Source organism: Brevibacterium pigmentatum, from assembly GCF_011617465.1.
GTDB lineage: Bacteria > Actinomycetota > Actinomycetes > Actinomycetales > Brevibacteriaceae > Brevibacterium > Brevibacterium pigmentatum.
Window position 1 is genome coordinate 2,400,345 of record NZ_CP050153.1, and the last position, 12,262, is coordinate 2,412,606.

The 12,262-nt window shown below is 65.1% G+C and carries 11 protein-coding genes; 2 read left to right on the forward strand and 9 right to left on the reverse strand.

Going from position 1 to position 12,262, the window contains the following annotated elements; all coding sequences use genetic code 11:
* Positions 1-21: 21 nt before the first annotated feature.
* The 7 genes from GUY30_RS17930 to GUY30_RS10840 all read right to left on the reverse strand — a co-directional run bounded on the left by GUY30_RS17930 (position 22) and on the right by GUY30_RS10840 (position 7,292).
* Entirely contained in the window at positions 22-1,074 is a 1,053-nt protein-coding gene (locus tag GUY30_RS17930) for a regulatory protein RecX (protein WP_228281255.1), read from the reverse strand.
* The gene (gene recA, locus GUY30_RS10815) at positions 1,055-2,146 is read right to left on the reverse strand and encodes a recombinase RecA (protein WP_062244064.1); all 1,092 of its coding nucleotides are present in this window, start codon (positions 2,144-2,146) and stop codon (positions 1,055-1,057) included. Before recA ends, GUY30_RS17930 begins: the two co-directional genes overlap by 20 nt.
* Positions 2,147-2,458: 312 nt before the next feature.
* Positions 2,459-2,686: a DUF3046 domain-containing protein gene (locus GUY30_RS10820; RefSeq protein WP_025779743.1), complete on the reverse strand. Its 228-nt coding sequence runs from the start codon at positions 2,684-2,686 to the stop codon at positions 2,459-2,461.
* A complete protein-coding gene (locus GUY30_RS10825; RefSeq protein ID WP_062244061.1) occupies positions 2,686-3,015 on the reverse strand; it encodes a helix-turn-helix domain-containing protein in 330 nt (109 codons plus the stop codon). Before GUY30_RS10825 ends, GUY30_RS10820 begins: the two co-directional genes overlap by 1 nt.
* Positions 3,016-3,192: 177 nt before the next feature.
* Entirely contained in the window at positions 3,193-3,744 is a 552-nt protein-coding gene (locus GUY30_RS10830; protein WP_323127746.1) for a CinA family protein, read from the reverse strand.
* Complete coding sequence (gene pgsA, locus GUY30_RS10835; protein WP_167197261.1) at positions 3,737-4,387, reverse strand: CDP-diacylglycerol--glycerol-3-phosphate 3-phosphatidyltransferase; 651 nt, start codon at positions 4,385-4,387, stop codon at positions 3,737-3,739. Before pgsA ends, GUY30_RS10830 begins: the two co-directional genes overlap by 8 nt.
* Before the next feature lie 124 nt (positions 4,388-4,511).
* Positions 4,512-7,292: an FtsK/SpoIIIE family DNA translocase gene (locus GUY30_RS10840; protein WP_167197264.1), complete on the reverse strand. Its 2,781-nt coding sequence runs from the start codon at positions 7,290-7,292 to the stop codon at positions 4,512-4,514.
* 546 nt (positions 7,293-7,838) lie between these two features.
* Here GUY30_RS10840 and GUY30_RS10845 point away from each other — a divergent pair.
* Positions 7,839-8,018, forward strand: coding sequence for a hypothetical protein (locus GUY30_RS10845; protein ID WP_167197266.1), 180 nt, complete (start codon positions 7,839-7,841; stop codon positions 8,016-8,018).
* A gap of 106 nt (positions 8,019-8,124) precedes the next feature.
* On the opposite strand, the gene GUY30_RS10850 is transcribed toward GUY30_RS10845, so the two are convergent.
* A complete protein-coding gene (locus GUY30_RS10850; RefSeq protein ID WP_167197269.1) occupies positions 8,125-8,781 on the reverse strand; it encodes a response regulator in 657 nt (218 codons plus the stop codon).
* A complete protein-coding gene (locus GUY30_RS10855; protein WP_167197272.1) occupies positions 8,781-10,607 on the reverse strand; it encodes an ATP-binding protein in 1,827 nt (608 codons plus the stop codon). Before GUY30_RS10855 ends, GUY30_RS10850 begins: the two co-directional genes overlap by 1 nt.
* A 143-nt stretch (positions 10,608-10,750) precedes the next feature.
* Here GUY30_RS10855 and GUY30_RS10860 point away from each other — a divergent pair, with 143 nt between their 5' ends.
* A complete protein-coding gene (locus tag GUY30_RS10860) occupies positions 10,751-12,256 on the forward strand; it encodes a CitMHS family transporter (RefSeq protein ID WP_167197275.1) in 1,506 nt (501 codons plus the stop codon).
* The last annotated feature ends 6 nt before the right edge of the window (positions 12,257-12,262 follow it).

Consider the following 12,262-nt stretch of genomic DNA (forward strand, 5'->3'; position numbering starts at 1 on the left):
AGCCGTTCGGCTCGCGCCGTTTCAGTCTTCGGCGAGCACTTCCCGTGTGACCTTGATGCAGATCGCTGAGGGGAAGCCGCGGCGGGCGAGCATACCGAGGATCCGGCGCTCCCGCACCGCATAGTCGAGGCGCCGAGTGGAGTTGGCTTTCTTCTGGGCGACTTCGCGAGCGAGGTCTTCTTCACCGTCGATGTCGGCCACTGCATCGGAGGCCAGTTCGGGGCTGATGCCCTTCTTGCTCAGTTCGCATTTGAGCACGGATCGGGAGAGTTTCCGGTTCTCTCGCTGTGCACGTGCGAAGCGGTGGGCGAATTCTTCGTCGTTGAGCAGACGCGAATTCTGCAGCTTCTCGATGAGGACATCGATCGCTTCGGGCATGAGATCGCGCTTGAGAAGCTTCTTGCGCAGTTCGTCACTGGAATGGTCTCGCATGGCGAGCATGTTCATCGCCGTCTTCTTCGCCTGGGCGTAGTCTTCGTCGAAGTCGGGGCCGTCGTCTTCGTCCTCGTCGAAGCTCAGCCCGGGTCCGGCGACGAAATCCGTTCCGCTGTCATCCCCACTGTCGAGGAAGTCCGGGGCACTATCGTCCCCGGCGAGGAAATCTGGTCCAGTGCTGTCGTCCGCGGCCAGTAAGTCCGGGACGTCGATGAAGTCAGGAGTCGATTCGGTGCCGCCTTCGACCCATCCGTTGTCCGGTTCTTTCGACGGTCGTTTCCAGTCGCCGGACTTCTTCTTCCGCTTGGAACCGGTTTTCGAACCGACTCGTGCAGACTTGCCCGACCGCGTTCCCGAGCCTGCGCCTGAACGCGAACCTGAGCTTTTGCGTTTGCCGGTTCCGCCGCCGGTGACATCATCGTCGTTGAGTCCGGAGAGACCGGCGAAGAAACCGGCCTCTCCTTCGGCATGGCGTTGGTCGATCTCCGAGATCGCGCAGCGCAGCTGCGAGAGCGTCTCGGTCTGAGACGAGCCACCCTGGCCGGAGCCCCCCGCACCGACTTTGTCGGTCCACGCGGCGGACTCGTTGCCGGTGAACTCGTCGTCAGTCGACGAGGCGTCAGGAGACTTCGACGTCATCCGTCTGTGCTTCTCCGGCCGCCTCGGCGTCTTCTTCGGGTTCGTCGACCTTAATCAGACCGAGCTTGTGTTTGATCTTCAGTTCGATCTCTTCGGCCAGGCCGGGGTTGTCGCGGAGGAAGTTGCGGACGTTCTCCTTACCCTGACCCAGCTGATCGCCGTCGTAGGTGAACCAGGATCCGGACTTCCGCACAATGCCGTTGTCGACACCCATATCGATGAGGCTGCCCTCGCGGGAGATGCCCTGACCGTAGAGGATGTCGAACTCGGCCTGCTTGAACGGCGGGGCGACCTTGTTCTTGACGATCTTCGCCCGGGTCCGGTTGCCGACCGCGTCCTGACCTTCCTTGAGGGTCTCGATGCGGCGGACGTCGATGCGCACGGAAGCGTAGAACTTCAGCGCCTTACCACCCGAAGTGGTCTCCGGGGAACCGAAGAAGACGCCGACCTTCTCACGCAGCTGGTTGATGAAGATGGCGGTGGTCTTCGACTGGGCCAGGGCACCGGTGATCTTACGCAGAGCCTGCGACATCAGTCGAGCCTGCAGACCGACGTGGCTGTCGCCCATCTCGCCTTCGATTTCGGCCTTGGGCACGAGTGCCGCGACGGAGTCGATGACGATGACGTCGAGGGCTCCGGAGCGGATGAGCATATCGGCGATCTCAAGCGCCTGCTCACCGGTGTCCGGCTGGGACACGAGGAGCTGATCGGTGTCGACACCGAGCTTCTTCGCGTACTCGGGGTCGAGCGCGTGCTCAGCATCGATGAACCCGGCGATTCCGCCGGCCTTCTGAGCGTTCGCCACGGCGTGGAGGGCCACGGTCGTCTTACCTGAGGATTCCGGACCGTAGATCTCGACGACGCGGCCGCGCGGCAGACCGCCGATGCCCAATGCGATGTCGAGAGCGACCGAACCGGTCGGGATGGAGGCGATGGGCTCACGCACACCGTCGCCGAGGCGCATGATCGCGCCCTTGCCGTAGTTGCGATCGATCTGGCCCATTGCGGCTTCAAGTGCCTTCGACTTGTCCCCGCCGGTGGGAACCTGAAGGTTCTTGGGTGTACGTGCCATGACGTCTCCTCTTCGTTGCTTTTCCTTTGAGACCAAGGCTAGAAGATGGCACTGACATAACGACAGAGGATGCGATTCCCCCGTGGATAACCAGCCACTCATGGTCACAGGTCCCGTGATTCCTCACCAGGATAACTCACATGGGAACAGGTGTTCTATATATTCGGGTGTGTCGCGTGTTTCATTCGATCGCGCAGTTCACCAGACCGGTCGCTCCGGCTGCCAGAATGGTCACTCCGACTGTTTGCACGGTAGCACCGGCAGGGAAAGGTGCGCGCAGCTTCGATCAATCAGGAACGGTCGCGCAGCCAATCAGAACGGCGTCGAGCGCGGCTTCTCTTTGCCGAGGCGACGGGATTCGGGAACGCCCATGGAGTCGCACACGGCGATCCAGATGTCGCGGGGTTCGACGCCGGCTTCGAATGCCTGCGCAGCGGTCCGCGAACCGAGGGAGCTCAGAGTGAGGTCGGTGTGCAGGGAGGCGGCACGAGCCTCACCGAACTCCTCGTTCATGAGGATCCAGTAGAGCGTGTGCCGCATCAGGGCTTAGCGGCCAGGCGCGGAGAAGAGTATCCCTCGGGGTGACCGAGGATCTTGTCCGAGAGCTCCTGCGGAATGGTGTCGGGGATTTGCACGCCTTCTTCGAGCGCGAAGCGATCCGACACGGACGACAGCAGTGCTGACAGCGGCAGGTCGAGTGCTTCACAGATCGCGGACAGCAGCTCCGATGAGGCTTCCTTCTGTCCACGTTCGATCTCGCTGAGGTAGCCGAGCGAAACGCTGGCTCCGGTCGAGACATCGCGAAGGGTGCGTCCTTGACGACGGCGGGCAGAACGAAGTGCGTCGCCGATTTCGACTCTCAGTAGCATAACGCGGCCCTCCCTTTGTCAGCGCGTCCCGTCAATGTAGTTCCAACAACTTTACAACCTGGCCGTGACACAGCACCAACCTGGTGCCCCGAGCGGATGGTATTGCCAGTCCATTCGAAGACTTTGGAGAATTTTCGTCCGATGGTCATCACTCGGTCAACCCCGCGGTGGACGATCTTATTCCGCGTCCGTCTCGCTACCTGTCTCGCGACCCGTTCCGGGCCCTGCCTCGGGCCCGAAGGCGAGTTCGCCGACGAATTCGTCGAGGTTGACCGCCATCGTCTGCACCGTCCGGCTGCGGATGCCGTCGCGGTCACCGGTGAACTCGTGCTCGAAGACCTTCGCCTTCCCGCCGAAGGCGATCGCGGTGTAGACGAGCCCGACGGGCTTGTCGTCCTGCGGATCGGGACCGGCGACTCCCGTGCACGAGATCCCGATATCGGCGACGCACTGCACAGCTGCACCGACGGCCATCTGCGCTGCGACGACCGGGTCGATCGGTCCGGTCTCCTCGAGGTGGTCGGCGTCGACTCCGGCCAGGCTGGCCTTGAGGTCGGTGGCGTAGGTGACCAGTCCCCCGCGCACCACGGCCGAGGCACCCGGCACATCGACGAGTGAGGCGACGAATCGTCCTCCCGTCAGCGACTCCGCCGACGCCAGGGAGATCCCCAACTGAGAACAGGTGGAGATGATGCGACGAGCAGTCGCCATCAGCTCGGATTCAGCCACGCTGCGTGTTCCCGCCGTTCTTCGCGTCCTTGTACAGCTTCGCCGCCTGCACGCAGTAGTCGACGCCGGTGACGATGGTGACGACGATAGCTGCGGTCATGATGATCCAGGCGAAGACGAGCAGGATGACGTAGACGACGGAGGGCACCACGGCGGAGAGCGGGAAGATCAGCAGGAACAGTCCGATCGCCGCGGTCTGCAGAACGGTCTTGATCTTGCCTCCGCGCGATGCGGGCATGACGGCGATGCGGATCATGAAGAACCGCAGCACGGTGATGCCGAATTCGCGGACGAGGATGATCACCGGCACCCACCACGGCAGTTCGACGATGATCGCCAGACCGATGAGTGCGGCTGCCATGAGTGATTTGTCGGCAATGGGATCGGCGATCTTGCCGAAGTTCGTGACGAGGTTGTTCCGCCTGGCCAGATAGCCGTCGACGAAATCGGTGAACATGGCCAGCAGGAACACGATGAGCGCCCACCAGCGCAAGGTCACATCATTGCCGCCGTCCGCCAGCAGGAGCACGAGGAACAGGGGCACCATGAGGATGCGCAGCACCGTGAGTGCGTTCGGAATGTTCCACGGACTCGGTTCTGCAGAGGGCTGCTGGGAGGCTCCGGCCTCGACTCGATCGTTCACACGTCCAGCCTATCGGAGTGAGCTGAGCAGATCATTCCAGCCGGGCCTTCTCAACCACAATCGCCGAGGCGGCGCACCGTCGGTACGGTGCACCGCCTCGGCGAGGGGTGGGGTTGGAATCGGTTCAGCGGCCGGTGAGCTGCCAGGCGTCCTCTCCGCTGGCTTCGACGACCTCAAGTCCGGTCTCCGGGTCGACATCGCCGACAGTGAGGTCGCCGGCATGGCCGACGCCGTTGGCATACCGGTCGGACGAAGCTGAGCTGGACGACGCCGACCCGTGCGAGGACTCCCCGTAGTCGTCGTCGAACTCCTCCTCATAGTCCCCGGCCGCCGATGCGTGTCCGGATCCGGACTGCCCGGACTGGCCGTGGTTCTGACCCCCGTCGGCCGGGACGTCGGCAGAGGCGCCGCCGGAATCCTCGGGCGGGGTCTCGCCCTTGATGATGGCCAGGGTGCCCGGCAGATCATCGGGGCGCACGAGCACGTCGCGGGCCTTCGATCCCTCGGAGGGTCCGACGATTCCGCGGGACTCCATGAGATCCATGAGGCGACCGGCCTTGGCGAAGCCGACGCGGAGCTTGCGCTGCAGCATCGAGGTCGAGCCGAACTGCGTGGTGACGACCTGCTCGATCGCCTGCAGCAGCAGTTCGAGGTCGTCTCCGATGTCCTCGTCGATCTGCTTCTTCGGCGCTTCGACGGCCACGTCTTCGCGGTAGTTCGGGGTGAGCTGACCCTTGACGTGTTCGACGACCTTCTCGATCTCGGACTCGTTGACCCAGGCGCCCTGGACACGCATCGGCTTGGCCGCGCCCATCGGCAGGAACAGGGCGTCACCCTGACCGATGAGCTTCTCTGCGCCGGGCTGGTCGAGCACGACTCGGGAATCGGCCAGCGACGAGGTCGCGAATGCAAGGCGGGAGGGCACGTTGGCCTTGATGAGGCCGGTGACGACGTCGACGCTGGGTCGCTGGGTGGCGAGCACCAGGTGGATGCCGGCGGCACGGGCCAGCTGTGTGATGCGCTGGATCGAGGCTTCGACGTCGCGTGGGGCGACCATCATGAGGTCGGCGAGCTCGTCGACGACGACCAGCAGGTACGGGTAGGGCTGGAGGACGCGTTCGGATCCTGCGGGCGCCTGGATGCGACCCTCGCGGACGGCCTTGTTGAACTCCTTGACGTGCTTGAACCCGTAGTTCGCGAGGTCGTCGTAGCGGGCGTCCATTTCACGCACCACCCATTCGAGCGCCTCGGCGGCCTTCTTCGGGTTCGTGATGATCGGGGTGATCAGGTGCGGGATGCCTTCGTAGATCGTCAGCTCGACGCGCTTGGGGTCGACGAGGATCATGCGGACCTCATCGGGGGTCGCGCGCATCATGATCGAGGTGATCATGGAGTTCACGAAGCTCGACTTACCGGCGCCGGTGGCACCGGCGACCAGGAGGTGGGGCATCTTCGAGAGGTCGGCGACGACGAATCCGCCTTCGACGTCCTTACCCACACCCATGACCATCGGGTGGTCGGTTTTGCGGGCGGCCTTCGAACGGAGCACATCGCCGAGGGCGACGTTCTCACGGTCGGTGTTCGGGATCTCGATGCCGATGGCCTTCTTGCCGGGGATCGGCGAGAGGATGCGCACGTCGGCGCTGGCCACGGCGTAGGCGATGTTCTTCGACAGCGCCGTGACCTTCTCGACCTTCGTTCCGGCCCCGAGTTCCACCTCGTAGCGGGTGACTGTGGGGCCACGGGAGAATCCGGTGACCTCGGCGTCGATCTTGAACTGCTCGAGCACATCGCGCAGGGCCTCGACGACGCGGTCGTTGGCCTCCGACCGTTCCTTCGCGGGAGGTCCGGGCTGGAGGTTGTCCGAGGCGGGCAGAGTGTAGGTGACGTCGCCGGCCAGGGTGAGCTGCTCGACGCGTTCGGGCAGCTGTTCCGTGGGCGGAGGTGCGGGTGCGTTCGTGATCGGCACCGGCGCCGAGGCGGCAGCAGGGTCGGACTTCTTCGCCTGGTTCGCGGCGTCGTCGTCCATCCCGATGGTCTTCTTCAGCTCGGCCATCTCGCGCTCGGCCTTGGTCGGGCGGCGCTGACCGGGCTTGAGCTTCGGCTCCGGGTCGGTCTCGATGCGGGTGGTGTCGGCTTCCTCGTCGCTGACGTCGTTCTCGTGGATGTAGGCCTTGTCGTAGGCCTTCGTCACGGCATCTTCGTCGGTGGACTCGGCGTCGGGGTTCTCGGTCTTCTTCTTCCGGCTCCGGCGCTTGGCACCGGTCACGGATTTGAGGTCGGAGGTGCGGCCGTTCTCGGCAACGAGGTCGGACTGCTTGGTGTCACCCGCCTCGGTGCCGGATTCGGGTCGGACACCGCCGGTGAGGCGGTAGTACAGGTCGGTGAGGCGACGGGGAATCGCCCGCACCGGTGTCGCGGTGACCACGAGCAGGGAGAACAGTCCGAGGAGGACGAGCAGCGGCACGGCCACGTAGACGGTGGTCGCGATGACCAGCGGTGAGGACACGACGAATCCGAGCGCGCCTCCCCCGTTGGCCATGGCCTCGCGGGAGTTCGTGAAGGTCGGGTTGCCGGCGGCGATATGGGCCAGGCCCGAGGCGGCGAGCAGGCCGAAGATCATCCCGATGAAGATGCGGTTGTTGCCGCGGTTGTCGTCGCCGCGCAGGAACAGTCGGATCGCATAGCAGGTGAAGACCACCGGCAGGACGAGTGCCACCCGTCCGAAGGTGCCTTCGACGATGCCGCGGACGCCGTCGCTGATCGCGCCGGGGAAGTTCCACCATTCGAAGGCGGCGATGATAACCGAGAGTCCGATGAGGAAGAAGGCAGTGCCGTCCCGCTTCGTCGGTGACTGATCGGTCGGTTCGTTGCTGAGAGTCTTTCGCGCACGGTTTCCGGCCATGTGGGCCACTCCCCTCCATGCACCGGTGACAACGTTTGTCCCGGGTTCTTCAGTCCCCGCTTTGCCGGACCGACCAGCGTTCTTGCGCGCTGTGCGTTTCCCGGAACCAGAAGCGGGGGAAGTCGTTCTGGTCGCCATGTCTCTCATCTTAGGACGCTATTGCACTCCTGCCCAGCAAATCCGCAGGTTTCGGCGTGTGGCGCGGCGGGCGGCTGCGGGTTCGGCAGGCGGGTGGCGCAGCGGGCCGTTTGGCGTTCGCGGACGGCTGTTTAGGGTGAAATCCGACGTCAGGCCACACGTTTCACCGAGAAACGGGCAAAGCGTCGAGACACGTGTGTACACATACGTTTCTCGACGCTTTGCCCGTTTCTCGGTGAAGTGGTGGTGCCGCGATCCGTTTCTCCACACGTCTAGTTTTCTCCACGAGCCTCGCCATCAGCGTTGAGTGGGCGAAATGGTCACGCTTCCCCTTGTCCTCTGCGACCAGATCGCCCACCTAAGCGGGCAGGTGCAGCTCGATCAGGTCGACATCGCGCCGATGAGGGGGTGCCGGCTCTCGCACGTGTCCTCGGCGACCGACTCGGAGTGACGCCGACGATGTGGATCCTGGCCGTCTGTGCGCTGCTCGGCTCACTGCCGGTGCTCGCCTCCCGGCCGCCGCAGATGCGCGAGCTCCCCCGCGAACTCGATCTGCTCGACACCAGTGCAACGGCTGATCGAGAGTGATGACGAAGGAGCGTTGCGAATCGCCAGCTTGGTGAACCTGCATCAGCTCGGTGCAGGGACCGAGCTGATGCAGGTTCACCAAGCTAACAGCGAGATGCTCCCCGGCTCAGCGGGTCGCGTAGAGGTGCTCGGGGCGGCCGGTGTTTCCGTACTGCAGGGAGACCGTGATCGTGCGGGCTTCGGCGAGCTTCGCCAGATGACGCTGCGCGGTCGCGCGGGAGGCTCCGACCTCCTCGGCGACCTCGAGGGCCGTCATCGGACCGCTCGCCTCCTCCAGTGCGGCGAGGATCCGGGTGGTCGTCGACGATCCCGCCGGACTCGCTCCGGTCCCGCCGACGGCCGCGGCATCATGAAGGTTGCGCAGCTGCCGCTCGAGGTCGGCCTGGCCAACCTTCTCCCGCTCCCAATAGCGGAGGAACCTCGCGTACCGGCGAAGGAAGTTCTGCAGCACCTCGGCGGCGAAGGGCTTGACGATGTACGTCATCGCCCCCGCACGCAGCGACGAGCGAACCACCTGCGGATCCGTGACCGCCGAGAGCACGATCGCGTCGATATCGGTCTCGCGGATGAGTTCGACCCCGGTGTCTTCGGGCAGCACATAGTCCACGAGGAGCAGGTCGACGTCGTTCTCGGCGATGACCTCGCGTGCCGTCTTGAGATCACGGACGGGTTCGAGTGCCGTGAAGCCGGGCACCTCGTCGACGTAGCGGGCGTGGATCTGCCCGACGAAGAAGTCGTCATCGAGCACGAGAACGTTGACCATCATCTCTCCTCATCTTGCTGAAATTCCTCGAGCGCATCGGGCAGGCGCATGCCGAAGCTCGCCCCGCCGAGTTCCGGGTCGTGCCCGTCGATGAGCCACACCGCTCCACCGCCCTTCTCCGCAACCCGGCGGCTGAGCGCGAGGCCGATGCCGAGTCCGTGACCGTCCCCGGTGCCGGTGCCCGTGGTCAGTCCGATCCCGAAATCCGGCGCCGAGGCGGCCGTCGAGGTCGAGAATCCCTCGTCGAAGATCTTCCCAGCCACGTCGTCGTCGATTCCGTCACCGGTGTCCGTGACTACCGCGTGGAGTTCCGTACCGGAGCTGAGCACCTGCACTTCGACCCGTCCCCCGTCCTCGGCATACCGATGCCCGGCGACGGCCGCGCGCACTGCGTTGTCGATGAGATTGCCGAGGATGAGCGTGACCGCCTCCGGGTCGCGGACTGCCCCGACGGCCAAGGAGTCGGGAGTGACGGCCAGGCTCACTCCCGCCTCGGCGGCGGTCGTGCCCTTCGCCTCCAGCACGGCGCGCAGGTACGGGTCGGAGATGAGGTCGATGTCCTCGACCGGGGTCGTGATCGGACCGGTGCCCAACAGGGAGGACAGATAGGTGTGGGCTTCGTCCGTCGCGCCCGTGTCGACGAGGCCGAGCACGGTGTGCAGCCGGTTGGCGAACTCGTGACGTTGAGTGCGCAATGCCCTGGCCATCGCGGTAACGGATTCGAGCTGGCGGGCCATCGTGAGCATCTGCGTCTCGTCTCGCAGGGTCACGACGCCGCCGACGGAGACCCCATCGCGCTGCACCCGCACGGCCGTGGCCAACAGGATCCGGTCGTTGATCGTGATCCTCCGCCGCAGCGCCCCGTCCGCGGGCGCATCGGCCATGAGCGCGGTGACCTCGTCGGGCACGTCGATCGGTGCGTCGTCGATCTCCCTCGCCGAAGCGGCTTCGTCGTTCGCGTCGGCCGTGCCCTTCGCACGGTCGACGTCGTTCGCCGAGGCGGCCGCGCCCTTCCCGACAGGAACGGCCGCAGCCGCGTTGTCGGTCGCAGACCCGAGCAGCTCCTTCGCGTTCGAGTTGCTCAGCGTGAGCTTCCCGTTCGTGTCGAAGCCGAGCACTCCGTCGTCGAGGCCGTGGAGCACGGCGCCTTGATCACGAGCCATCTCGGCGAGCTCTTCAGGACCGACGCCGAGCGTCTCCCTCCGCAGCCGGCGCCCGAGCATGACCGATATGACCCCGCCGAGTGCCAGGGCGAGCACCGCAACGGTGCCGAGCAGAATGAGTTCGCGGCGGACGTCGGCATCGAGCACGGAGGCGAAGATGCCGACAGAGACCTCACCGACGACGGTCTTTCCGTCCTCGCTCGAATAGATCGGGACCTTCGCCCGCACCGTCTCGCCCAGGGTTCCGGATTCGTGGGAGACGTTCTCGCGTCCGGCCAGCGCCTCGTCCGGAGACGTCGAGACCTTGTGCCCGATCTTCGACCGGTCGGGGTGCGTGAGTCGGATGCCGCGGTCGTCGGTGATGACGGCGAAGGTGATGCCCGACCGGTCGCGCAGATCATCGGTGATCTTAAGCATGGAGGTCACGAGCTGTTCATCGGGTTCGTCGGCGTGTTCGGCCGAAGCCTGCGTGGCGGCGGCTCGGACGTCCGGATCGATCGCCAGCGTGCGGGCGGTGGCCAGCGCTTTCGTCTCGGTCACCTCGGTGACGGTGCGCGCCCCCATCCACGCGAACACGCCGGTGACCAGGGCGAGGATCACGATGACGAGCGCGAGCTGAGAGATCAGCACACGACGGGAGAACGAACGATGGGGCCGGGGCACGCGCTCAGCGTAGCCGCGTATGAGCGCAATGCGCAAAAGGCACTCAACGATCTAATCGCCATCAGTGCACACAAACGCGCGGAGCACGTGACCTGGGCCCTACGGTGTTTCGAGCCTCACATTCGCCTTCGAAGGAGAAGCTCGTGCTTGTCATTCTCGGTTTCGCCATGATCGTCGTCTTCATGACGCTGATCATGACCAAACGCCTCTCGCCGATCCTCGCGCTCATCCTCGTGCCCACGATCTTCGGCCTCTTCGCCGGAGCAGGACTGGGCATCGGGGAGATGGTCATGGACGCGATCGCCTCGATGTCGTCAACGGCAGCGCTGCTGCTCTTCGCCATCATCTACTTCGGCATCATGATCGACGTCGGCCTCTTCGACAAGCTCGTCGAGTTCATCCTCAAGGTCGCCGGCAACGACCCCGTCAAAGTCGTCCTCGGCACCGCGCTGCTCACTGGTGCGGTGTCCCTCGACGGTGACGGATCGACGACGTTCATCGTCGTCACCGCGGCCATGCTGCCGATCTACCAGCGCCTCGAGATGTCGCCGGTGGTGCTCACCTGCGTGGCCGGTCTCATCAACGGCACCCTCAACATCGTCCCATGGGGCGGACCGACGGCACGTGCCTCCTCGGCGCTGCAGATCGACGCGAACGAGATCTTCGTTCCCATGGTGCCCTCCCTGGTAGCGGGCCTGCTCGTGTGCTTCGTCTTCGCCTATGTGCTCGGCATCTCCGAACGCCGCCGCCTGGCCAAGAACGGCGTCGCCTGGGTCGAGGACCGCGGATCGAACCGCCGCAAGGACCTCGTCGGCGCCGTGGCCGGTGCCGGCACGACCGCGGGATCGTCCGCGGGGACCGGGAACGGTGCGACCACGGGTGGTCACGGGCACGGATCCGACTCGGCCGCCTCGGCGAACGATGACACCGCCACCGAGGCGGGACCCGGCTCCGTGGACGACGCAACCACTGCGTCCGGCTCGGGTACGGGCCTGTCGAACACCGCGCTCGATCCCAACCGCGCGACCCTGCGGCCGAAGCTGTTCTGGTTCAACCTGGCTCTGACCGTGGCCGTGATGGTCCTGCTCATCATCGACATCCTGCCGCTGCCGTACCTGTTCATGATCGGCACCGTCATCGCGCTCATGGTCAACTTCCCGAAGATGAAGGACCAGCAGGAGGAGATCGCTTCCCACGCGACCGCGATCATCTCCGTCGTCGCCATGGTCATGGCCGCGGGCGTGCTCACTGGAATCATGTCCGGCACCGGAATGGTCGACGCGATGGCCGAATGGCTCGTCCAGGTCATCCCGAACTCCATGGGACCCTACATGGCCGTCATCACCGGCCTGCTGTCGATCCCGATGACGTTCTTCATGAGCAACGACGCCTTCTACTTCGGCATCCTGCCCGTCCTCGCCGAGACCGCCTCCCACTTCGGCATCTCCGCCGCCGATATGGCCCGCGCCTCGATCACCGGCCAGCCCGTGCACATGCAGTCACCGCTGGTGCCCGCGATCCTGCTGCTCGTGTCCCTGTCCGGCGTGGAGCTCGGCGATCACCATAAGAAGGTGCTGTGGCGCGCGCTCATCGTCGCCCTCGTCATGCTCGCCGTGGGTGTCGCCGTCGGCGTCATCGGAATCGGCTGAACGGAG

Excerpts from the sequence above, each read along its gene's own strand:
- GUY30_RS17930 (WP_228281255.1), bottom strand. The coding sequence starts at position 1,074 with ATGACGTCGAAGTCTCCTGACGCCTCGTCGACTGACGACGAGTTCACC.
- recA (WP_062244064.1), bottom strand. The coding sequence starts at position 2,146 with ATGGCACGTACACCCAAGAACCTTCAGGTTCCCACCGGCGGGGACAAG.
- GUY30_RS10820 (WP_025779743.1), bottom strand. The coding sequence starts at position 2,686 with ATGCGGCACACGCTCTACTGGATCCTCATGAACGAGGAGTTCGGTGAG.
- GUY30_RS10825 (WP_062244061.1), bottom strand. The coding sequence starts at position 3,015 with ATGCTACTGAGAGTCGAAATCGGCGACGCACTTCGTTCTGCCCGCCGT.
- GUY30_RS10840 (WP_167197264.1), bottom strand. The coding sequence starts at position 7,292 with ATGGCCGGAAACCGTGCGCGAAAGACTCTCAGCAACGAACCGACCGAT.
- GUY30_RS10850 (WP_167197269.1), bottom strand. The coding sequence starts at position 8,781 with ATGGTCAACGTTCTCGTGCTCGATGACGACTTCTTCGTCGGGCAGATC.